18 protein-coding genes and 1 pseudogene are annotated in these 22,687 nt (G+C 60.8%); 9 read left to right on the top strand and 10 right to left on the bottom strand.

The genetic code is table 11. From position 1 onward, the window contains the following. Positions 1 to 333 precede the first annotated feature (333 nt). Positions 334 to 948, top strand: coding sequence for a transglutaminase-like cysteine peptidase (locus C7G42_RS29195; RefSeq protein WP_106952370.1), 615 nt, complete (start codon positions 334 to 336; stop codon positions 946 to 948). Positions 949 to 1,001: 53 nt separating this feature from the next. Here the strand turns inward: C7G42_RS29195 and C7G42_RS29190 are convergent, their stop codons facing one another. The 3 genes from C7G42_RS29190 to C7G42_RS29180 form a co-directional block, all read right to left on the bottom strand. Then, the gene (locus C7G42_RS29190; protein ID WP_106952369.1) at positions 1,002 to 4,586 is read right to left on the bottom strand and encodes a DUF4082 domain-containing protein; all 3,585 of its coding nucleotides are present in this window, start codon (positions 4,584 to 4,586) and stop codon (positions 1,002 to 1,004) included. A gap of 389 nt (positions 4,587 to 4,975) precedes the next feature. Next, complete coding sequence (locus C7G42_RS29185; protein ID WP_106952368.1) at positions 4,976 to 5,218, bottom strand: acyl carrier protein; 243 nt, start codon at positions 5,216 to 5,218, stop codon at positions 4,976 to 4,978. Next, on the bottom strand, positions 5,205 to 7,148 hold the full coding sequence (locus C7G42_RS29180; RefSeq protein ID WP_245428033.1) for an HAD-IIIC family phosphatase: 1,944 nt from the start codon (positions 7,146 to 7,148) through the stop codon (positions 5,205 to 5,207). Before C7G42_RS29180 ends, C7G42_RS29185 begins: the two co-directional genes overlap by 14 nt. Before the next feature lie 64 nt (positions 7,149 to 7,212). Between C7G42_RS29180 and C7G42_RS29175 the strand changes: the two genes are divergently transcribed. Then, a complete protein-coding gene (locus tag C7G42_RS29175; RefSeq protein WP_245428031.1) occupies positions 7,213 to 7,836 on the top strand; it encodes a GNAT family N-acetyltransferase in 624 nt (207 codons plus the stop codon). A gap of 298 nt (positions 7,837 to 8,134) precedes the next feature. Then, positions 8,135 to 8,533 carry a VOC family protein gene (locus C7G42_RS29170; RefSeq protein ID WP_106952366.1) on the top strand — a complete coding sequence of 133 codons (399 nt, stop codon included), beginning with the start codon at positions 8,135 to 8,137 and terminating at the stop codon, positions 8,531 to 8,533. Here C7G42_RS29170 and C7G42_RS29165 read toward each other — a convergent pair. Then, positions 8,514 to 9,614: a hypothetical protein gene (locus C7G42_RS29165; RefSeq protein ID WP_245428029.1), complete on the bottom strand. Its 1,101-nt coding sequence runs from the start codon at positions 9,612 to 9,614 to the stop codon at positions 8,514 to 8,516. The genes C7G42_RS29170 and C7G42_RS29165 overlap by 20 nt on opposite strands. Positions 9,615 to 9,976: 362 nt before the next feature. On the opposite strand from C7G42_RS29165, the gene C7G42_RS29160 reads away from it, so the two are divergent. Next, positions 9,977 to 10,198 (top strand): hypothetical protein, encoded by a 222-nt coding sequence (locus C7G42_RS29160; RefSeq protein ID WP_106952364.1) that lies wholly within the window; start codon positions 9,977 to 9,979, stop codon positions 10,196 to 10,198. Positions 10,199 to 10,250: 52 nt separating this feature from the next. Here the strand turns inward: C7G42_RS29160 and C7G42_RS29155 are convergent, their stop codons facing one another. Both C7G42_RS29155 and C7G42_RS29145 read right to left on the bottom strand, forming a co-directional pair. Continuing rightward, positions 10,251 to 10,592: an H-NS histone family protein gene (locus C7G42_RS29155; RefSeq protein ID WP_106952363.1), complete on the bottom strand. Its 342-nt coding sequence runs from the start codon at positions 10,590 to 10,592 to the stop codon at positions 10,251 to 10,253. A 1,269-nt stretch (positions 10,593 to 11,861) separates the two neighbouring features. After that, the gene (locus C7G42_RS29145) at positions 11,862 to 12,134 is read right to left on the bottom strand and encodes a hypothetical protein (RefSeq protein WP_199581203.1); all 273 of its coding nucleotides are present in this window, start codon (positions 12,132 to 12,134) and stop codon (positions 11,862 to 11,864) included. A 243-nt stretch (positions 12,135 to 12,377) separates the two neighbouring features. Between C7G42_RS29145 and C7G42_RS35945 the strand changes: the two are divergent. Both C7G42_RS35945 and C7G42_RS29135 read left to right on the top strand, forming a co-directional pair. Beyond that, a pseudogene (locus C7G42_RS35945) lies at positions 12,378 to 12,755 on the top strand (hypothetical protein); the annotation flags it as partial. An 820-nt stretch (positions 12,756 to 13,575) separates the two neighbouring features. Then, entirely contained in the window at positions 13,576 to 14,010 is a 435-nt protein-coding gene (locus C7G42_RS29135; protein WP_245428027.1) for a phasin family protein, read from the top strand. 709 nt (positions 14,011 to 14,719) lie between these two features. Here the strand turns inward: C7G42_RS29135 and C7G42_RS29125 are convergent. Genes C7G42_RS29125 through C7G42_RS29115 form a run of 3 tightly spaced genes read right to left on the bottom strand, consistent with a single transcriptional unit; the run spans position 14,720 to position 17,295 of the window. After that, positions 14,720 to 15,715 carry an ABC transporter substrate-binding protein gene (locus C7G42_RS29125; RefSeq protein ID WP_106952361.1) on the bottom strand — a complete coding sequence of 332 codons (996 nt, stop codon included), beginning with the start codon at positions 15,713 to 15,715 and terminating at the stop codon, positions 14,720 to 14,722. An 18-nt stretch (positions 15,716 to 15,733) separates the two neighbouring features. Beyond that, positions 15,734 to 16,543, bottom strand: a complete 810-nt coding sequence (locus C7G42_RS29120) for an ABC transporter ATP-binding protein (RefSeq protein ID WP_106952360.1) — start codon at positions 16,541 to 16,543, stop codon at positions 15,734 to 15,736. Further along, positions 16,540 to 17,295, bottom strand: coding sequence for an ABC transporter permease (locus tag C7G42_RS29115; protein WP_502694242.1), 756 nt, complete (start codon positions 17,293 to 17,295; stop codon positions 16,540 to 16,542). The genes C7G42_RS29120 and C7G42_RS29115 overlap by 4 nt, the downstream gene beginning before the upstream one ends. Before the next feature lie 121 nt (positions 17,296 to 17,416). Here C7G42_RS29115 and C7G42_RS29110 point away from each other — a divergent pair, with 121 nt between their 5' ends. The 3 genes from C7G42_RS29110 to C7G42_RS29100 are packed head-to-tail and all read left to right on the top strand — an operon-like array spanning position 17,417 to position 20,890. Beyond that, positions 17,417 to 18,544: a mandelate racemase/muconate lactonizing enzyme family protein gene (locus C7G42_RS29110; protein ID WP_106952358.1), complete on the top strand. Its 1,128-nt coding sequence runs from the start codon at positions 17,417 to 17,419 to the stop codon at positions 18,542 to 18,544. Further along, entirely contained in the window at positions 18,544 to 20,139 is a 1,596-nt protein-coding gene (locus tag C7G42_RS29105) for a GMC family oxidoreductase (RefSeq protein ID WP_106952357.1), read from the top strand. The genes C7G42_RS29110 and C7G42_RS29105 overlap by 1 nt, the downstream gene beginning before the upstream one ends. A gap of 28 nt (positions 20,140 to 20,167) precedes the next feature. Beyond that, positions 20,168 to 20,890, top strand: coding sequence for a GntR family transcriptional regulator (locus C7G42_RS29100; RefSeq protein WP_106952356.1), 723 nt, complete (start codon positions 20,168 to 20,170; stop codon positions 20,888 to 20,890). 6 nt (positions 20,891 to 20,896) lie between these two features. Here the strand turns inward: C7G42_RS29100 and C7G42_RS29095 are convergent, their stop codons facing one another. Further along, positions 20,897 to 22,687 (bottom strand): chloride channel protein, encoded by a 1,791-nt coding sequence (locus C7G42_RS29095; RefSeq protein WP_106952355.1) that lies wholly within the window; start codon positions 22,685 to 22,687, stop codon positions 20,897 to 20,899.

Here is a 22,687-nt window from a genome sequence, read left to right as displayed (position 1 = left end):
ATTCAACAATAAAATTATATAGGCAGTAAATCGTTGCCCGGCTCAGGGGCGCGAAGCGCGTCCGCGCCGCGCCGCGCTTCGGCGCTTTCCAGCGAGACCAACCGAAGCCGGGTCCCTTCATCCTTCCCGTTCCGTCTCATTCGTCCTTGCAGGCGCCACTGGCGTCACTGCGCGCCCTGCAATGCGACTTTCTTGTCGATCCAACATTAAATGTATTATTGCTAATTAAATTAAATTGAATTATTAGTATAATATTAAAATGGTCGATTTTGCGCGATCGGGCGCCGATGTGCCGGCGGCGGGCGCCTTTGGCGTTCACATGGGGATCGGCAGATGCAACGAACCTCGGGCCCTGTCATCGCGGCAACCATAGCTATCGTGATCGGTGGCATTCAGTGGGCGCGTGCGGCATTGTTGATCATGCCGAGGGCGCCCCAAGCAGATCTTGCGCACATCGAGCTGGGACGCCCGACCCTTCCGCCCCTCACTTACACGGTGTTTTGCCTGCGCTATGAGGCCGAATGTCGCCCGCGGCGGTCGTTCCGCGGCGGGCCGATCCCGCTGACGAAACAACGGTGGGCAGAGCTGAAAGCAGTCAATCGCGCCGTGAACCGCGCCATTGCTCCGGAGCCTAATGAACTCGGCCTTGCAGGTGAGGAGTGGGTCGTTAACCCGGATCGAGGCGATTGCAACGACTACGCAGTGAGCAAGCGTCATGAACTGCTGCAACGCGGTTGGCCCGCGCGAGTCCTGCTGTTGAGCGAAGTGGTCACCAGGTCCGGAGACCATCACCTTGTGCTCGTGGTGCGGGCCAGGACTGGCGATCTGGTCCTCGACAATCTAACGCCCGAGATCAAGCCCTGGGCGCGGGTTCCGTATGGCTGGGTCCGCATGCAGACGCCGGGCGACAGCCAATTGTGGGCGACGCCTGGTCGTTCAGGAGCGTGACTCCTGCCACGCGGCCGGAAGCGGGGGACAGTCGAGAGCCGGCGCGCCCGCTGTCATGACGCTGGGAGCAGCGCGTTCCCGGCGGCGGCCGAGGGGTCGACCCAACGTCGGATCGTGCCATCATAGACATCGGCACCGTAGAGCCAACCGTCGGGCCCCTTCTGCAGGTCCACAATGCCCTGTACGTTGTCCACCAACTGGACGCTTGCGACCTGCCGGTTCGCATCCAAGGTCGCGGCGAAGATCGTGCCATTGTAGACGTCGTCGAAGAACATGGTGTTCTGATTGTAGAAATCTCCCGCTGTGATCACGTGGGCGTTGTCCGGAGCCCCGTGGCTTAGAGGTAAGATCGGGAACACGGCAGGCGGATCCGACAAATTGTTGCGGTTGCCGTTGTTGTAGAAGGTGATCGCCTGGGCGAGGTTCTGGTAGCTGGCGGTTTTGTTTGGACCTTCAAAGTAGGGCCATCCGAAGTTCGAGCCTGCGGGCCCCGTATCGATCTCTTCCCAGTTGTTCCAGCCGACGTCTCCAAGCACAGGCAGATTCGTGACGGGATCGAAGCTGAAGCGGTACGAGTTGCGGATGCCGTAGTAGAACACTTTCGACTGATTGCTGTTGGGATCACCAGCCTGATAATACGGATTGCCGGGCGCTCCTTCACCCGTAATAGGATCAATCCGCAAGAGCTTGCCCGAGAGATTGTGGATGTCCTGGACGCGCACTGCACGGGGATCGACGAAGTTGTACGATGTGCCGTCCCCGACCGAGAGGTAGAGATAGCCGTCGGGGCCAAAATGAACGGCACCTATGGAGTGCGAATCGCTGTCGGTCGCGAGATAGTCACGGATGTTTTGGTTCTGGATGCCGGGCCGATCCGGATCGTTGTCCTGCGATCCAACCTCGATCTGACTCGCGGGAGCCGTAATCGTCGTGCCGTTGACGATGCCGGAAGGAACGATGCTGGGATCGCCGCCGCTGTTCGCGTCGGGACTGCTGGTATAGGCCCAGATACTGTTCTTGCCGACCAGCACCGTTTCGCTGGACGGATCGGCGATCATTGTGGTGGGATCGACAGTGACCCTCACCAGACGAGAAGGTCGGTTGCCGCCGCCATCGGCGGCCGCGAGCCCGGTCTGGGTCGCCGTCTCGGGCGGATCGTAAGTGTAGAGCAGGTAGACATAATGGTTGCTTGCGAAGTTTGGGTTCACCGCGATGCCCAGTAGCCCGCGATCGCCGAAATCATTAACTTCGCTCGAAATGTCGATCAGTGGAGTCGACCGCAACGTGCCGTTGTCCACCACGCGCACCACGCCGTCCTTCTCCGCGACCAGCATGTAGCGGCCGTCGGGAGTCCAGTCCATCGCCACTGGCTGGTTCAGCGCCGTCACGGCTGTCTCGCCCACCAGATTGCCGAGAGCGGGGTTGTCATTATCCAGGATCTTCACTGTCGTCGTCGCCTGGGCGCCGAGAGTGGCGCCCGTCGGGTTGCTCAAGGTGACGGTGAAAGTCTCGTCGTTCTCCGGTGTCGCATCATTGATGATCGGCACCGAGATGGTCTGACTCACCTGTCCGGCGGCAAAGGTGACCGTGCCGGACGTGGTCGTGTAATCGGATCCCGCGAGTGCGCTTCCGCTGCTCGTCGCATAGCCGACGGTGGCTGTTTGATTGACGGGCCCGCTGCGCAACAGCGTGAGCGTCGCTGTCGGGGTGCTCTCCGCAACACTCACCGCGACGTCCGCCATTGCGATCGTGGCGGGTGAGTCGTCGTCGACGATGGTCACGAGCACAGTGCGTGGAGCTCCGAGGGATCCGGCGCCGGGATTTTGAAGGCCGACAGCGAACGTTTCGTTGCCCTCGATCAGTTGATCGTTGACGATGGGGATGGTGAAGCTCTTGGTGCTCTCTCCCGGTGCGAAGACGATCTGGCCGGTGTTTGCCCGACCATTGAAGGTGGGCTGGATGAAGTCCGATCCAGCCGTCGCACTTCCGCCGGTGCCGATTTCATTCGTCGTGTATTCAATGGTGTTTTGAGACGAGAGGTCGCCGGAGCGTACGACGGTGACGGTGGCCGTGCCGGCCGCTTCACTGACATAGATCGTAGAAGTGTTGAGGAGTGCGATGACGTTGGCCGGGGCGAACACGACGTCGCGGAAATAGTTTGCATTCTGATAGGCGGCAGTCGGGAAGACGCCCGCGCTGTAGTCGAAGACGCCGGCGCCGACCGGGGCGTTCAGGCCTCCATTGCTGATGCCGGAGGCGAAGCCTTGGGTGGTGGAGACGTAGTAGCTGTTGATATTGACCGAGACCACGTAGGTCGTACCGGCCGCGATGGTGAGCGGCGTGGCGAGGGTCGCTTGCTGCCAGCCCGATGCGCCTTCGTTGGTGAAGGTGACCGTCGCCAGCTCCTGGCCGGTGGCCGACCAGATGTGGCCGATATGGGTGCCGGTCTCGTTCGAGGCCTTGTAATACCGGATCGCCTGGATCACGCCGGACGTGTCGCTGGTGAAGCGCATCCCAAGCTCATAATCCGCGCCCGGCCCGTCGGTGGCATTGGCGTTGACCGGCGCCTGGGTGGTGAGCAAGGTGGTGGTGGCACTCGCAGCTGCCACCGTCGCCGTGGCCGTGCTGGTTGCGTTCTCGCTGGTGCCGAGCAGGTCGGTGTAGGTGGCGTTCACCCGGATCCGCTTGCCAACCAGGCTGCTGTCGAGGGTGAGGGTTGATGTCGTGGCGGTGAGATTGGTCCAGGTCGTGCCGTCGGGGCTACTCTGCCAGTGATAGGTGATGCTCGCCGGGACGCCGTCAGGATCCGTGACGCTGGCCGTCAGCGTCTGGTTCTGGGTCGCCGTGCCGCTGATCGTGACGACGCCGACGTCGTTGACGTTGGCCACTGCCGTGGCGGTCGCGGCGCTCACCGGGGTCTCGTTGCTGCCCAGCAGGTCGGTGTAGACGGCGTTGACTCGTATGAAGCTGCCGACCTGGGCCTGCCCGAGGGTCAGCGTGCTCGCCGTCGCACCGGTGATGTTGCTCCATGTGGTGCCGTTCGTGCTTCGCTGCCACTGATAGGTGACGGTGCCCGGCACTCCATCCGCATCGCTCACCGTCGCGGTCAAAATCTGGTTCTGCGTCGGGGTCCCGCTGACGCTCACCGTACCGGGGTGATTGGGGTTCGTCGAGCCCGCAGCGAACACGACGTCGCGGAAATAGTTTGCATTCTGATAGGCGGCGGTCGGGAAGACGCCCGCGCTGTAGTCGAAGACGCCGGCGCCGACCGGGGCGTTCAGGCCTCCATTGCTGATGCCGGACGCGAAGCCCTGGGTGGTGGAGACGTAGTAGCTGTTGATATTGACCGAGACCACGTAGGTCGTACCGGCCGTGATGGTGAGCGGCGTGGCGAGGGTCGCTTGCTGCCAGCCCGATGCGCCTTCGTTGGTGAAGGTGACCGTCGCCAGCTCCTGGCCGGTGGCCGACCAGATGTGGCCGATATGGGTGCCGGTCTCATTCGAGGCCTTGTAATACCGGATCGCCTGGATCACGCCGGACGTGTCGCTGGTGAAGCGCATCCCAAGCTCATAATCAGCCCCTATTCCATCCGTGTTGTTGGTCAGGACGGGGGCCTGAGTGGTGAACAAGCTTGCCATGTTGTTCTCCCGCGCAGTCGTTTCTTGCACGCAATAAACAAAATTTAACAAATAAAATGATGGGAGTTAACTTAATTTAAAAACAATTTATATTTATCGGGGGCATTTTTTTCTGCACGGTTGTCAATTTCGCTTGAAAGGCTAGGTCCCCAGTCAGCCTCCGGATCATGAACAGCTGCTGGCGGCTGCTCCCGTTGATGCAGCCGGCCCAAGGCGGGGTCCGCTTCAGTGGAGGCGAAGATCCCGGCGGCTCCGCGCGCTCTTGACGAACAAGCGTCGGCGGCGATTCTGCGAAGCTGTGCCGCGTCATGCCCATAAGGCGGGCGAGAGACACCAAGTAGGGTGGCGGGCCGCGTATTCCCGCGATCGTCTTTTGCGATGTCCAGTTCTTATGGCTCTATCCGTTTCGCGATCAGATCGGCGAATTCACCCAGGTTCCGGGCCGTCTCGACTTCGCCAACGCGGAATCGCACGCGAAACTTCTGCTCCACGGCGATGACGAGCGAAATCTGCATGAGCGAGTCCCACTCCTCGACCTCGGCCGCCAACAGCTCCGGCTTGGCCTCGACCTTCTCGAGGAAGATACCGTCGAACACCTCCTGCAACTTCGCCAGTACTTCAGCCTGCTTCATAAGCCCTCCGGATTACGCGGATCTTTGTCGAACGCATCTGATACTTCTCCACCTCGAGCTCGAACTCTTTTCGGGCGGCGGAGCCTTTCGTAAGTACGAAGCCAAACTCCTCGTAGATCCCGGCGACGATCCCGTTTTTGGCCGTCGGAAGATAAATGCCGCGCACTTTCGCGCAGCCGGCGACCTCTGAAAGCCGAAAAATCTCGTTCATGATCTCGTCCTCGACTTGGCGCTTGAGCACGCGGCAGCTCATGAGCCAGGTATCGAGAACGAAGACGCCACCCTCGATCTTTGCAATGACCACAGAGATGAGCCCGGAATCGCCGAACCGATCCTCAAGCCGCATGGTGAAGCACTTGTAGTCCGGCCTTTTCAGGAGGCCCTGGACCTCACTTTCGGATCGACGGGCCGTCGTCAGGTTGAACTGGTTGCTGCGCGCGATCAGCTGGGCAATGCGGGGCAGGTCGAGCGGGTCGAACTCCTTGATCGTACCTCGCATCTCGAGCGACGCGAGGTAGGCTGGCATGTCGGTTACGCTCGCCGCGAGCTCCGTGCGTCGCCGTTCCTGCCGGTACTGCGCCGTCCGCTCGAGATCCTCCTCGGTGACGTTACGTGGCTCGAAATGGCGCCCGGCCTGGAGGCGGCCGATGAATTCTGCGGGATCCGGCCCGAGGAGCACGCCTTCGACCTGGGGCAGAAACTGGCGCACGATCTCGATCTCCGCCGGGTTGTCGTCAGCGAAGACGAAGCTGTCCACGCCAACGCGGAGTTCATCGGCGATCCTCTGCAGGTTGTCGGACTTTGGATCCCAATTGGCTTTGAAGGCAGCGAAGTGCTCCAGCCGGAGAATCATCTCAGGATGCTTCTCGAATACCTCGATCGCGCGCGCATGGTCGTTCTTGCTGCACACCGCAAGCAGGACGCCGCGTTCGGAAAGCGCGAGGAGATACTTCTGGAAAGCCTTGAAAGCTTCGCCGCGGGGAGACGAGTCCCCAAGTTCGATTCCCTCGATGCCGTCCTCCGCGATCAGGCCGCCCCATAGCGTCTGATCGAGATCGAGCACTAACACCTTCTTCGGGCCTTGCTTACAGGAGGCGATCAGGTGGCTCAGCTCTTGCGCGACGTCCACTAGAAAATCAGGTGAGCCGAGTTGCTTCGATTCGTACCAAGCTCGCGCGTCCTGCGCGGCCGTGATCCCTCGGCGTGCCGAGAGGAACTCGACGTCGCAGATTTGCACCTCAGCCGGGGCCCGGAGCCCGAGCTCAAGGTTCACCGCCTTACGGAAGCTCCAATCGGCGCCAAGCGTGCGGGAACGAAACGAGCCGAGATCGAGGTCGCCGGGCAGCGCAAGATTGGCGAGAATCACCGCCGCACCTGAGCGTTCGATGAAAGTCTGCGCGAGGTCGAGGAGCTGCTCCGCAGCGCCGACTGCAGCTTCGCGCTGATGTTCCACGGCATCGCGGAGCGAGCCCGAAAAGCGGCAGTGGCTCGCGTTCGGCAGAATGAAGGCGAGATCCGGCTTGAAGGCGTACAGCGGACTCGACCCGTGGAGGATTTCCGAGACGAAGTTATCGTACTCGCCGAGGAAGCGTTCGCACTCGATTCCGCGAATGGCCAGGAGGTGTTCAACCAATTCGTGCAACGGATACAGGTTGTAGCCGCCGATCAGGGCTAGTCGAAGTCTTGGCTGACCGCTTCCGGTCGCATGTAGCTTCGCCTTTTTCCGAAGGTTCGACAGAAAGAATAGTTCGGAAAAGCTCGCAGCTTGCCGCGAGCGGGCCGCGAGATGCCCCCAGAACGCGGCATCGCCGGACAGCGCCAAGGACTTGAGTTCGGCATCGTTTACATGCCGGACCGGCAAAGCGGGGATAGCGGCGAGAATAGCGAGCCTCCACCAAGGAAAGAAGCATCGTCTGATTGTCAGTAACATTAAATAATGCTAATGCTCCGGTCAATTTAAATATATTTAATTTTGTTAAATTCGGGGGGTAAATATGACGGCGCATATGGGGTCAGAGCCGCCGGGCTCGCGCACGCTTTCCGCCAAGACTGAGAATCTCAGCCGGCTTCCTGAGGGAAACAACCTAGTCCTCCGAGAGGTCCGGCTGGATGACTCCGCGCAAATCATCGCCTGGCGGAACGATCCCGTTCTCGGCAAATTCATGACCCGAGAAAAGCTGACCTTGATCCAGCAAGAAGAGTTTTTCCGAGGCTATCAGGCTAGGACAGACGACTACTATTTCATCGCAGAGTTCAAGCGATCGAGAAAACCCGCTGCCAGCATTGCCCTTGCGAACCTGGATTTCGCGGCGAAACGCGGCGAGGTGGCGCGGTTGATTGTAGACCCGGGTGCGCGCCTCTTTCTGGCCGAGATATTCGATCTGCTTCTCGCGTTCGCGTTCGTGCAGTTAGGGCTTTCGGTCGTCGTAGCCAACGTGCAAAGCAAGAACGGGGCTGCGAAGAACTTCCATATTCGCCTTGGTTTTCAAATCGAAAAGATTTCGCCGAAGGCTTGGTGGAACGGCGACGACGTGATTACGTTTCGGATGTCGCGCGAAGACTATCCGCGGTTGAAGCAGGCCTGGTCGGCGTTGCTTCTTGATGCGCGGGAAGACTAACTGCCCCTAGCAACTGGTCAGAGCAGCGGAGGCAGCGCATCGCGCTTCTGGCTGCGACGGATTTCATGCTGGAATTGGGGGCTGTCCTCAGGCGCACCTCGTGGCCCGCGCGTGGATCTCGGACCCTCTGCTCCTTTCTATCGGCCGGGTCGCCCGACGCGTTCGTATCGTTTACTTGCTCGTGAAGAGCTCTACAGTCCTGGTATTTCAACTGCTGCCGGGCCTCGTTTCCTGGACGCAGCACCCCACGCCGGACGCACTCGTCTCCTTGCGCTAGAAAGGGAAGAAGGAAGAGCAGATGGATTTGCATTTTCATCATTTGGGAATGGCGTGCCGAAAGATCGCGACGGAGTTGCCAGAACTCGCGATAGTTGGCTACAGTCCGGAAGGACCCATATTCGAGGACCCGATCCAGCAGGTTCGGATCCAGTTCGTGTCAGGCGGCGGTCCGCGCCTCGAACTCATTGAGCCGGCCAGCGCACAATCGCCAGTGGAGGGCATCCTGAAGCGCCGCAGCAAGTTCTATCATCTTGGTTACGAAGTGGATCGGCTCGACGACGCGATCGCTTACTTCAGGGAGCGGCAGTATTTTCCCGTATCGTCACCCGCGCCCGCGGTCGCGTTCGGCATGCGCCGTATAGTGTTTCTCGCCTCCGCGACGCGCACACTCATCGAACTCATCGAGGCAAAGACGTAGTGTGAATTGGCGAAAGCTCGCCGAAGGGCCTCGTAACGAGTTGTGCGTATCCGTCAGACGAAACGGTTCTACTGCGCCGAACCCATTCAGCAGCGCGGAGACCGCCCGCCTGTAGCCTCACGATCGGTTCAGGGCCAATCTCCGACAGGAGAATGCCCATGTGTCCCATTGCTGGAGGCGCTGTTGGCCAAACGGCCAATCCATTTGCTGACAATACAGTCCGATCCATATCGCCCCAGAACTGCACGATAACGCTACCTGCGGGCGCGCAAGCAGCGAGGTGCGTTGCTTCCGGCGAACCGATGCGAGGCTGAGCCGCCGGTCGCAGCGCGACGATGATTGCGTCCCATTCGTCGGGATACACAGCTTGAACGTTGTCAAAAGTGTCCACGCATGCTCCAGAGCTCACGAGACCGGCGCAGAGCGAGTCAACAAAGTCGTTGTCACACAGCACACCAATGCGATTCTTGTAGACGGATAAGCCGCAATCGTGGAGCTGCTTCACGCAGAGTGGACCGAGAAACGAGAAGACATCGACTGACGGGTGGCGTTCGTTCACGCCGACAATCGGAATTCCGCGCCGTAAGCATGCTTCCATGTCGAGGTCCTTGGGGCGAAATTCCCAGGCCTCGAACATCAAGGCGATGACGGCCTCCTTTGGTAACTTATCAATGAGCGCAGCGGTAAGAGGCCGAAGATGGCCGCTGTTGGTTACAATATCCGTTTGATGGAGGATATCCGGGGTGATCTGCTCCAAGACGTCGATGCGATCGGCCACGCCGACCGAATCTGCAAGCTCCAGAGTGTGTTGCCTGGCGTCAGCTGGTGTGCCGTGCCGCGTAGGTCGCGTGAAGGCATAAACGTGCCTGGCTCCGGCCATCGCTGCGAGGACGGCGGTCACGGCATACGCGCCCGTCGCAGCCTCAGTGAGAACCGTTAATTCTGACAGGTCTAAGAGCGTTGCCGTCAGCGCTCGGCTCATCAAGGCTCCTAGACGCGGCAGTGAGAATCCTGGTCGCAAGGCCGTGTCGAAGCCAGACTGCAATTGCCTGAATGCTGCTCCGGTCTCGGTTCCGGTCATGAACTGACTTTCGTTTTTACCACTTGGCAAGAGCGATGCTTTGTGCGCCGCATATGTGGTCGGGCTGCCCCGAGCTCGTTGCGCGCCGAAAGGTTTTATAAGCAAAAACTGTCATGAGTTAATTCACGTATTTAGAATTATAATAGTTCCAATTTAATGTCAATGACGGGCCATGGCCGCGCTCGGGCCGAGGCGGCGCGGTAGTGCAACCTCAATGCTCGCAATGGACTGTGCGACCGGGTCGCCGTTGAGCGCTGTGCTGTGACGACGGGTCGGCATTTTAAATTGTTGAATTAACAAATTTAACTTGCAGTATTTCCAGTCTGGCCTATTTTTACCGCAACGACGATGGGAGGATACTGATGACCCACCCCGATAGCGACGGCGAAGATCGTCGTGAGTTCTTGAAGAGCTGCGGGAAATTTGCCGCCGTCACCCCTCCTGCCATGACGCTGTTGCTGTCCACCTCTCTTACTTCCGCCGCGATAGCCAGGTCAGGCGGTCATATTGTGCGTGGCAACAACGGCTACGGCAACGGCGGCGGGGACGGCAGTCCGAACAATAAAGAGGATCGCGATCGCTAGATGTCGCTGTGACGCGATTCCGGTGTGTACGGGGTCGCGACTGTCCCGAGGCTCAACCGGTGCGGCGGCGCTTGTGGCTGGATGAACGGTTGATCAACAAATCGTCCAGCTTCTTGCCAGCTCGGAGCTGCGCTTTCAACCAGCGGGGCTGCTTGCCGCGACCGGACCAGGTCTCGGATGGGTTTTTCGGATTTTGATACTTCGGCAGCACTGGCGGGTAGGGACGGCGCGCGTGTTCCCCGTTTGGGGCCCCGGAAGTTCCCTCGATTTTGCGCAGCCGCTCTTCGAGCTTGGCTTTTTCCGCAATCATTCTCCGACTAAGAACAGCCGTCACTTCATCGTAAAGCCGCCACAACTCGGCTGTGGCCGCAGATGCCCACTCGTCGTTCCCCATGGAAGCCGTCCCCACTACTTCCGATTCCAAATAGGAGGGGACTTATCAGGTCGAGGCACGGTCGGGCAAGCCTGATCGGCCTGCGCGCAGCAGTCTAGTGTGCAGTGCGGTACTTCTTGGTGCTACCAGCCGGGCCTGTGCCTTCGACCGGCCTGTCGCCTCCCAGCCCGTCTCCACCGGCGGGCCCTTCGCATTGGGCCGAGCAAGCGCTGCTCGGCCATCGACACGCGACTACGTAAATTCTGCAATTCGGTGAATTGAACGATCAGAGATTCATGCGTTTGCCGCAAAACAGCCGAAGAATACATGTGACCACCTACTCATTACCAGCGATACTCGTGACCGCAGATTAAAGTTTGCCGGGTTAGCGAAAATGTCGCCGAACTTAGCTGACCAGGTTTTCATTCCGAAGCAGAGCCGTTGTCGTTCGAGACGTCTGATTAATGGTCGGAAAAATTGTCCAGTCCTCATATGTTGAATTAATAGTCTTCCTTTTTGAACCTCCTTTTCGCGTTATGGGTCGAGGCCTTTTCAGCTGCCTCGCTCCGATCAAGTTTGTGATGTTAGACCTGAATCGTGAACGTGACCATATATCGTTCGTAATAAGCGGTCGGTAATGAGCTTGATGGCGGTTAACCAATCCAAACAAGGTAGCCACATACTGGACCGCCAGATCTGTGGGACGGTTTGCAGATCATCGCCAGCTGAGAAGGCGCTGTTTTGGATGAATTGGCTGCTTCGGTTTTACCATGGAGGACCGGAGTCCTACGGTGCTGCACGCATTCTCAAAGCGAGTTACAGTGGTGTGGCCATCATGCGTTGCCGATGCGCGCCGTGACGAATTGAAACAACGTTTTGGCAGAACAGATTGGCTGTGCTTTCCGCGCGCCTTGAGGTGAGGGCGGGAATAAAAACTGCCGCGCGGGGTATCAGGAATAAGCAGGGGAAGCATGCGCCGCAATCAGGGTCTTCATAGCGGAGCGGCACCCGATTGTCTTGCAGGGGATCAGCAGCTTCCTTCCGGCGCAGCGCGATTTTGCGATCATGGCCGCCTGCGGCGATACTGCAAGCTGTTGGGGCCATCCGACTTCTGGTGCCCGACATTGCACTGGTCGATAATTCAATGCCCAGTGCAAAACGGGCAATAATAGGCCGCACGTGAACTCGCCCCCTTCCAGCCTACTACAGCAGGATTCGGCGGTTCGAAACGATGAGGACGTCAAGCGCAGCATTGTCCTTTCGGAACGTACGCGTTAGCTGGACGTCGCATCATGCTGGGCGGTGAGCATCGGTTGCGGCGCGCAGATGCTCGGCCATGTTGCGGCAGGCTCCTTCGGCCTCAGCCAATGTTCGGAAGGGCGACCCGCTGATCTTGATCGCGCCATTGTTCTCGTAGATTGGTCGCCAACTCGCCAGGTACCCGGAGCGTCCGTGAAAGCCTGGACCGGTAGGGCTCTCCAGGCTGATCACAAACGAGAAGCCATCGCCGCTCGCGCTCCAGATCTCCATGTTTTCGACGGGCCGGTGAAATTGCAGTGGCATTGTAATCATCCGTCCTGCGCTGCACTTAACCAAGCTAATCAGATATATGCATATTAACCATTAATTTTAAACTTTCGATTTGGGGCTCCGGCGCCGGGGGCCGGCAAGCCCGAGTCGTGGAAATGCTGGCAATCTGCTGCCGGTGGCACACGCTTCGAAATCTGCATCTTTTTAAACCAAATTTTGGTTGAATATAGATTTAATATATAATACGAATGAAGCAAATTAAATCATAGGGTGCGCATGGTGACCCAAGGTGGCAATGAAGATGACGACCGGCGGGCGTTCCTGAAAACCTGCGGAAGATTCGCGGCCGTGACACCCCCCGTCATGACGCTGCTGCTGTCGACCTCGCTGACCTCGACGGCCATCGCGCGTTCAGGCGGACTGAGCGGAGCAACGCATGGCGACGACAGGGGCCAGTCATTCTTCGACAACGATCGCTCATCCTCTGCAGCGTCGGGGCCCTCTGGCGGCGGGTCCTCTGGCGGCGGGTCACCTGGAGGCGGTGGCGGACCTGGGGGGCGGCGTGGTGGGGCATCTGCTGCTGGAGGGGCATCCGGCGGTGGCGGCGGATCCGGCGGAGCGGCCGGTGGCAAAGGGCCCTTCGCGACAGGAGGGAACTCCGGAAATCCCACCGCATATGGAGGGGTCGATTGTGCAGATGACGAAGACGACGAGCGGAGGCACAAGCCCGAGTGCGGGCGAGCCGCCACTCGACTTTCGAGCGCAACCCGATCCGAGCATTAACAACGGTTCGACCCCCTGTTGTTGCATGCTGAGCAGCCTGGCTCAATGGAGCGTGCCGCGCCTGGGCACATGAGTACTCTCTTAACGCGCCGCCGCATCGTTATCGGCAAAGCAGCATCCGAATGTTAGTCGTGTTTTCTGTGTTTGCATATTTTTTTGCCCACCGTCAAAGCTGGCGGAATTCTAGCGTACATATTGCCAGGAGAGACCTCACATGAAAATCTGCGCTCGAGTGGACAACCCCGCTGCTGTTCTTCGCCAGCGTCTCGAAACGCTTGCCTCCCAACTCGCAGAACTTGAGAGTCTCAGGGGCCGAGTGGATCGAGAAGAGAACCGTCAGCGGGAGCTGCGCCGGTCGGGCTATCTCGGGCGGCGCGCGAGCTCACAGTGCAACCGAGCGGCCGTTGCAACGTCGCAGATTTAAGGCTTAGGCTGCTCCGCGGGGTCGCAACCATCAAATTATCAGCGAGAGTCCGAAAGCGAACGGATGGCTCGAATTTAATCGATCATATTTGGCTTCGGCAGGGGACGAGCGGTTCATCCGCAGCAGCCTCCCGTCACGCCGAGAACAGGGGCGCTAGTTTTATGGAGCAGTACGTGCGGGGAGAGGAGATTCGTCATACTAGTTTCGCTTGAAAGGATGAAAACTCGTGAATGATGCCAATGTGAAAGTCGAAACGCAGGGGATCCGGTGAATGAGAACAAGAATGGTGCAAGGTTCGATTTGCCGCTTTTGAATTTCCAGGAACTCCTCCATGGCTTCGCCGAGCAGGGCGCCGCACAGACTAAGAAAAATATCGCGAGCATGAGAGCGACTTCCCAAGAGATCAGCGACACTCTCCGTGAAGCCTGCTCTATGAACGCCAGAGGGGCCGTCGATTACGGCGCCAAGGTCATCGAGATTTCCAAAGACAATACCAGCGCCACCCTGGAGTTTTTATCCCGGCTCGCTGAGAACAGGTCGCTGCTGAATATCGTGCATCTTTCGACCGCCCGAAGCCGCGAGGCTTTCGACGTTGTCTCCGCACAGAATCGGGAGCTTTGGGAGCTCGCGCAGAAAGTTGCGATCGAGACGACCGAGCCCATCAAGACCAGCTTCAACAGAGTGCTGCACAAGACCGTCTGAATCGAGGCTACCGGCCGCGCGGATCGACTGGACAGGCGCCTCCGCGACGAGGGACGCTCGGTCCAGTCGATGGCGGGCCAAGGTGCCCAGGGTCCGCAACAGATTGCAGGAAATCAAGATGGTTGTGGTAATGATCAAGTGTCCGGAAACGGGCGACGCTATGTCGACGGGTATCGAGACTGATCGCGAAACTTAGCATTGATCGCGATATAGCAATTGGCCTCATTTTACAGGCCACTCTACAGGTCTGTTCGCCCTTCGAGCTTCATGACTGCTGCCTCTACGAGCCTGATGTCGCGACCAGGCAATGCGCATCGAGGATTGCCTCGACATCCTTCAAGGAGTGACCGGTCACGGTGGCGATCTGCGGCCCGCTTGCGCCGGCGATCGCCAGGCGTAATCCGCCTTCCGTGGCGTCTCAGCGAACAAGTCGCGCCACGCCTTGAACTCACTGCGTACCTGACGATCCGCCAGAGCTACCACCGGGAGATCGCCGAACTCCTCTTCGATCAGTTTGATATAGGCAGGGTAGGCATGGCGGGTCGACGCCGTTAGGCCAGTGAACTCGGTGCAGCCTTGTAATGTGCGATGATCGTCATGAACGTGCCTGCGCGCGGTTGTCGAAGGCTTGCGCGCGCGTCGTGATACTCTCGAACGAATTCCGGTGAGCCAGGCTTGGCTTGGATAGCGGGCTGGCGCGCAGAATCGATCAAGCGATGGTGCTCAGATAGAGGCTCGGATCGAAGTATTTGCTTGCCGGCGTGAAGTCCTTGATGCCCGCATTGGCCATGAAGAAGTCTGTCGACTGCTGCAGCCAGTTGGTGACGGTGCCGTCCGAGTACATCCGCTTCCAGTCCTTGGACGTGAACATCTTCTGGGCCTTGAACGACTCGTTGATGTCCGCAAGCGGCGTCTGGCTGTAATGACCCTTCTGCAGCTTCTCCATGGCCTCAGCGCTGTTCGCGACGATATAGTCGTTGGCATCGGCCCAGCCTCGGACCAGTTTGGCCAACGTCTCCTTGTTAGGCTCGTAATAGTCGTTAGCCGCCGCCCAACCACCGATGATCGCGGCTTTGGGATAAAATGCCGAAGCATCTGCCAGCTTAACGGCGCCCGGCACCTTGTCGCGAACCGTGACGTTGAAGGGCACCCAGAGTGCGACGGCAGGCACCGCGCCGGAAATGAAGGCGGTGACGGCGGCAGGCATGGTTTGGTTGACGAGCTCGACCTCCTTGGGATCGACCTTGTTGGCACGGAGCGCCGTGTCGAGGAATACGTGCGCCGTCGTGCCGGTGGCCGTCGCGATACGCTTGCCCTTGAGGTCCGCGAATGACTTGATGCCCTGATCGCCGCGCACCCAGAGCTGAGCGGTCGCCACCTCGATGTCGTTGATGAGGAAGACCTTGCCCTGGCCGCGGGCCGGGAAGTTTGAGAGGACCGCGCCGGTTGCCAGCACATCAAGGCTGCCGCCGATCAGCGCTTGAAAGATTTCGAGGCCGGTATTGAACTGCCGGAGCTCGAGATCGAGGCCCTGCTTTTCGAAAGAGCCGCGGTCCATACCGGTCCAGATCTGGCCGTCGACGGCGACGGTGTGAAGATAGCCGACACGAACCTTTGTCTTTGCCTGGGCGATCGCGGGTGCGGAGGCCGTGAAGCTGCCGAGTGCCAGGCCTGCCGTCGTGGTCAGAAATTGCCGCCGATCCATGATGTGTCCTCCGTTATGTTATTCCGAGAATGAGACCGGACGCATCTGCGCCTGTTGGGCGCGATATTCGTCCATGACCAGCTGCCTGATATGACTGCGCAGCTCAGCGAATTCCGGACGTTCCTGGATCGATTCATCGCGCGGGTAACCGAAGGGAACGTCGATGATCTGCTTGATCCGCGCCGGCCGCGCGGTCACCACCACGATGCGGGAGGCGAGGTAGATCGCCTCCTCGACGGAATGGGTGATCAGCATGACGGTCTTGCCTTCGGTCTCCAGCACCTTGAGCAGCAGGTTCTGCATGTTGGAGCGGGTCTGGGCGTCGAGCGCCCCGAACGGCTCGTCCATCAGCAGGAATTGCGGTTTGACGGCATAGGCCCGCGCGATCGCGAGTCGTTGCCGCATGCCGCCGGAAAGATGTTTCGGATAGGAATTGGCGAAGTCGGACAGGCCCATCAGGCCGAGATAGTGATCGCAGGTCGCATCGCGCTCGGCAGTCGGGACACGATTGGCGTTGAGCGTCAGGCCGAAGGCGATGTTTTGTTTGACCGTCAGCCAGGGGAACACGCCGTATTCCTGAAAGATGACGCCGCGTTCGGGGCCGGGACCGGCGACAGGGCGCCCATCGAACAGGACCTTGCCCGTCGTCGGCTTCTGGAAGCCGGCGAGCATGCTCATCATCGTGGTCTTGCCGCAGCCGGACGGGCCGATCACGGCGATGAAGTCGCCGTCGTTGATGTCGTAGCTGACGTCCTCGACGACCTTGAGGCGGCCCTTCGGCGTTTCGAAGGACAGCGAAACCTTGTCGAATTGTGCGCGCTTGTTCATGCGATGGCTCGATCTTGCCAGACCAGCAGCCGGGCCGTGATCTTGCGTAGGATCAAATCCATGATCAGTGCGATCAGGCCGATGCAGATGATGCCGACATAGATGACGTCGAGCAGGAAGTAGGTCGAGGCATTCTGAATCATGGCGCCGAGCCCGCGCTGCGCCGCGATCAATTCGGATGCGACCAGCGTCGCCCAGGCCACGCCCAACGCTACGCGCAGCGCCGTGAGAATGTGCGGGACGGTGAGGGGAATGATGACCTTGCGGAAGATCTCGGCCTGGTTGGCTCCGAGCGTCTGCGCCACGCGGATGTAGAGCGGCGTGATCTGCGACACGCCCTCATACATCACGATCACGCCGGAGAAAAACGAGGCGTAGAACAGGATGACGAGCTTTGCGAGCTCGTCGACGCCGAAATAGACGATCACCAGCGGGATCAGCGCGATCGGCGGCAGCGCGCGAAAGAAGTTGATCATGGGGTCGGCGAAGGTGCGGGCGGGGCGATACCACCCCAGCAGAAATCCGACCGGCACTGCCACGAGGATGCCGAGCGCGACACCGAGAAAGACGCGCCGGGTCGAGGCGAAGATGTCGATCAGCAAGCCTTCTCTGGTGAGAAGCTCGAAAAACTTTGCGGCGACCTGATGCGGCGCCGGGATCAGCGAGACGTTGACGAAGCCGCTCCAGCGTACGGCGTACCAGAGCAGGATCGCGCCGAACCACGGCAGCAATCCGAGACCAAAGCGTCTCACGCCAGCTCCGTTCATTCGACGCGTCCACCCACATTCAGGTTGATGTTTTCAACGGTCATATTATAAATAGGATGACCATACAAGTGCCGCCTTTGGTCGTAGGCGTCGCAGGCTTTCCCGCATGACACCATCGCCTTTCACCATCCGAAGCGTTCAGGCCTTTGGCTATCGCTATCCGCTGACGACGCCAGTCATCACGTCATTCGGGCGGATGAAGGACCGGCCTGCCGTCTTCGTCCGTGTCGAGGACACTGACGGAAATATCGGCTGGGGCGAAGTGTGGTGCAATTTTCCCGCACCAGGTGCCGAACATCGTGTTCGGCTCGTCAACGAGGTGCTTGCGCCGGCTCTTGTCGGATCCTCCGTGCCGGAGCCAATTGCGGCGTTCGAGCGTCTGACGCAGGGAACCTCGGTGCTCGCGCTGCAATCGGGAGAAGCCGGCCCGTTTGCCCAGGCGATCGCCGGCATAGATCTCGCGGTCTGGGATCTCCACGCCCGCCGCCAGAACCTCGCGCTGTGGCGGCTGCTCGGTGGTGCCAGGCAGAAGATCAAGGTCTATGCCAGCGGCATCAATCCGGTGGGCTCCGAGCGGACAGCCGAATCGGCGCTTGGCCGCGGCTACCGCGCATTGAAGCTGAAGATCGGCTTCGATCCGGCAGGTGACCGGGCCAATCTCGCCGCGCTGCGCCGGCTTGTCGGCGAAGGCCTGCTTGCTGCAGACGTCAACCAGGGCTGGACCATTGCGCAGGCGCTCGAACTTGCACCGCAACTCGAGCACTTCGATCTCGCCTGGCTGGAGGAGCCGATCCGTGCGGATCGCCCTCGCCAGGAATGGATGCAATTGCATGAGAGCGTCCACTTTCCGCTCGCGGCCGGTGAGAACATCGCGAGCCACGCCGTGTTTGCCGAGGTGCTGCGCGAGCCGGTTCTCGGTGTCGTCCAGCCCGACATCGCCAAATGGGGCGGGCTGTCGGCGTGCGCAGGTATTGCCCGCGACATCCTGACGTCGGGGAAGATGTTCTGCCCGCACTATCTCGGGGCCGGCATCGGGCTCCTGGCATCCGCGCATCTTCTCGCCGGAGTCGGCGGCGACGGACTGCTCGAAGTCGACTGCAACGAGAACCCGTTGCGCGACAGGTTCTGCGGTCCCGTGCTCGATGTCCGCGATGGCATGATAGAGCTCGGCGACGAAGCGGGCCTCGGCATCACGCCCGATCTTGCCTCCATCGAACAATACCGGACGGTCTGATGCCAGCACTTGGCTACGACTACATCATCGTCGGCGCAGGCTCGGCCGGATGTGTCGTTGCGAACCGATTGTCGGCCGATCCGACCTGCCGCGTGCTGCTGCTGGAGGCCGGCGGCTCGGATCGGAATTTTTGGCTGAAACTTCCGGTCGGCTACTACCGCACCATCTACAACGAGCGATATTCGCGCCTGTTCAGGACCGAGCCTTCGGAAGGGAGTGGCGGTCGTTCCATCGTCTGGCCGCGCGGCCGCGTGCTCGGCGGCTCCTCGTCGATCAACGGTCTGATCTTCATCCGAGGCCAGCACGAGGATTTTGACGATTGGGAACGCCTCGGCGCCGATGGCTGGGGCTATCGCGAGCTCCTGCCTTACTTCCGGCGCTACGAGCGTTACCGCGGCGGGGAGAGCCAGTTTCACGGCGGGCTCGGGGAGTTTGAGGTATCCGACCTTCGCAATGACAATCCGGCATCGAAGGCCTGGGTCGAGGCGGGTGTGCAGTTCGGTCTGCCGCGCAATCCCGATTTCAACGGCGCCACCACGCTGGGCGTCGGCAGCTACCAGCTCGGCATCGGGCGGCACTGGCGGACCAGTTCGGCCTCCGCGTTTCTGCGTCCCGTCGCCGGGCGTCCGAACCTCACCATCATCACCCACGCACAGGTCAGCAGGGTCGTTTTCAATGGTCGTGTCGCGACCGGCGTGGAGTGGATCAGCAATGGGCAGGTCCACAGAGCGGCGGCTGATCGTGAGATCATCCTGTCCGGCGGCGCGCTGCAATCCCCGCAGATCCTCCAGCTTTCCGGTGTCGGTCCGGCCGACCTGCTGCGCAAGCTCGGCATTCCCGTCGTCGCCGATTCTCCTGATGTCGGTGGCAATCTTCAGGATCATTATCAGGCCCGGCTGATCGTCCGGCTGAAGGAGCGGATTTCGCTCAACGATCAGGTCCGCAATCCCCTCGCGCTCGCGAAGATGGGGCTGCAGTGGATGCTGGCAGGCAGCGGTCCGCTGACGGTCGGGGCGGGGCAGGTCGGCGGCGCAGCCTGCACGGAATACGCCGTCGGTGGACGACCGGACGTGCAGTTCAACGTGATGCCGCTCTCGGTCGACAAGCCAGGCGAACCCTTGCACAGCTATTCTGGTTTCACCGCTTCGGTCTGGCAGTGCCACGGAAAGTCGCGCGGACAGCTCGCGATAAGCTCGACTGATCCGTTTGAGCAGCCGCGTATCGTGCCGAATTATTTTGCCGAGGAGATCGACCGCAAGACCATTGTTGCGGGTCTGAAGATTTTGCGCGAGATCTATCGGCAGAAGGCGTTTCGCCCGCTTTGGGATGTCGAGATGGTGCCGGGCGAGGCAGCCAGGGACGATGCCGGCCTCTGGGACTTTGCGCGCAGCACGGGAGGCACGGTATTTCACTGCGTCGGGACCTGTCGCATGGGCAGCGACGCGCAGGCCGTGCTCGATTCGCAGCTGCGTGTGCGCGGCGTCGAGCGGCTGCGTGTGATCGATGCCTCGGTGATGCCGCAGATCACCTCGGCCAACACGAATGCGACAAGCCTGATGATCGGCGAACGCGGTGCAGCGCTGGTCATGGCTTGATCGCGCGACCTGAATTCCGGAGGACGAGATGGAATTGAGTTCCGACAGTCACGTCCCCAAATACGCGCAGATCGCCGACATCTTCCGGCAGCGCATCGCGCGCGGCGTCTGGACTCAGGGATTTCGCTTGCCGGCCAACGAGGAACTGGCGGCCGAGTTCGGCGTGTCACGCGTTACGATCAGGCAGGCGGTGGAGCTGCTTGCCCGCGACGGCGTGATCGAGGCGCAGCAGGGCCGCGGCACCTTCGTCACGGGGACCGTGCGGCAGGATCGCTGGCTCAAGGTCGAGACCACCTTGTCAGATCTCGCCGACATGTACCGCGACACCTCGCCCGAGATCATCAACATCTCGGAAAGCCGCAGCAATGCCCCGCTGCTTCCCGGGGACGGCAAGCCGGCCGACAAATACGTCTTCATGCGTCGGCTGCATTCGCGGCAGAAGCAGCCTTATTGCGTCATCTCCATCTATCTCGACGAGAAGATCTTCCGCAGGTCGCCGAAGCGCTTCCGCAACGAGACCGTGATCCCGATCCTGAACGATCTCAGGGATCCCGCCATCACCAGCGCGCGCCAGACCCTGACGATCGGTACCGCGGATATCGAGGCGGCGCGGCTGCTGCGCGTGCCCCTGAACTCGCCGGTGGCCGAAGTCCGCCGCATCTTTACGACGCAGGACCGCACCGTGATCTATCTCGGCGAGGTCACCTATCGCGGCGACTTCGTGCGGATCGACATGGATCTGCGGCCCTGAGCGCCCTCAACGCGAGAACAATTCCTGGTTCCGGCGTTCGAGTTCTTCCCCGTAAGTGCGCAGAACGTGCGCTTCGCTCAGGGTGCCGATCGTGGCGCGATGGTCGGGACGGTCGACAACCGCGAGCACGTCGGCTTCGCTGCGTTCGAAGGCCTTCAGGATCTCGCGAACCGGCGTGGTCGGGAGCAGATATTCCTCCTGTTGCTGCGCCAGCGACCCGAGCAGCTCCTCGTCCCGGCTGGCCACGGAATGCAGCGTGGCGGCGGGCACGATGCCGGCATAGATTCCATTGGGATCGCGCAACACGATTTGGCGGACCAGCGCCGGCGAGAACTGCCTTTGCGCCTCGCCGATCGGCATCGTCGTCAGCGCATTCTCGAAGTCGGCGCGCATCAGGGATGCCGCGCTCATCTGCCGGACCCAGCCGACGTCCTGCGGGCCGCGGATTGCCTCGCCGCGCAGATGGAAGCGCCACGTCGCGAAGCTGTAGCCGAACAGCTCGCGGACGATCAGCGCGCAGACCGAGGAGGCGACCACGGCGCCGACGGTAACGGAGAAATCGCCGGTGATCTCGAGCGCGAGACAGACCATGCTGAAGGGCGCTCCGAGCACGCCGGTTCCAAGCGCGGCGAGCGCTGCAATCGCGGCGGTGCCGGGCTGAAGCGCGATCGTGGGAAGAGGGCCGGTCAGCACGACGCTGTAGAGCTGTCCGATCAGCGCGCCGAGCAGGAGTGAGGCGAAGAACAGTCCGCCGCGAAAGCCCGAGCCGAGCGAGATGGCGGAGGCCAGGATCTTGAACACGATGGTGGTCGTGAGCAGGAGCCAGGTCGGATTGCTGACCAGCAGGATCTGCATCGCGCCGTGGCCGGCGCCGAGCACGGTCGGCGTCAACAGGGCGAGGCCGCCGAGGAGCAGGCCGCCGAGCATCGGCCGCAGCAGGCCCTTGAGCACCGTGATGCGCTGAAAACAGCGTTCGGAGAATGCGACGGCGAGCATGACGACGATGCTGGCGAAGGCGCAGATGATGCCGATCAGCATCGTCTGCCCGATCATTTCAACGGACACCGGCGAGGGGAATCCAGGCACCATCAGGAAGGACTGGTGCGTCAATTGCCGCGCGACGAGCCACGCGGTGACGGCGCTGGCGATGACCGGCACAAGACCGGCAGAGGTGTAAGCGCCGAGTACGACCTCGAAGGCGTAGAAGGCGCCCGCTAGGGGCGCCGAGAACGCGGCGCTGATGGCTCCCGCGGCGCCGCAGGCGACGAGCAGCCGCATGTCGTTGCGTCGGGCGGCTAGGCGCTGACCGACATGGGAGCCGAACATCGAGCAGATCTGGGTGTAGCCGGCTTCCAGTCCAACCGATCCGCCGAACCCGTTGGACAGCAATGTCTGGATCGAGATCAGCAGGCTGCCGCGAAACGACACCCGGCCGCCATAGAGCGCGTTGGCCTCGATGGCGTCGGCGAGCTGCTGTCCCTTCACCCGCCGGGCGAAGTAAAGCCCGATCAGCGCAAGCACGAGCCCACCGAGCACCGGGATCAGTAGCGTGCGCTGCCACGAGATCACGCCGGTGGCACTGAGGTGGGCGTCGAAAGGAATGTCGAACAGCAGGGCGTGAAAGAGCTGGCTCAGGCTCGAGATCGCAGCCACGAGCACGCCGCTGAGCAGCCCGACGACGATGCCGACCAGCACAAGGCCGGTCTCGCGATTACGCACGAAATTGCGCAGGAACAGTGGCAGCAGCCGGATGCCGGGAGCGGCGGCCGGCTTCGCTGGATGGGGTGCCGACTCCAT

The sequence above is a fragment of the Bradyrhizobium sp. MOS003 genome, from assembly GCF_003020125.1.
Lineage (GTDB): Bacteria > Pseudomonadota > Alphaproteobacteria > Rhizobiales > Xanthobacteraceae > Bradyrhizobium.
Note: the sequence above shows the minus strand (reverse complement) of the source record. Positions and strands in the feature narration are given on the sequence as shown.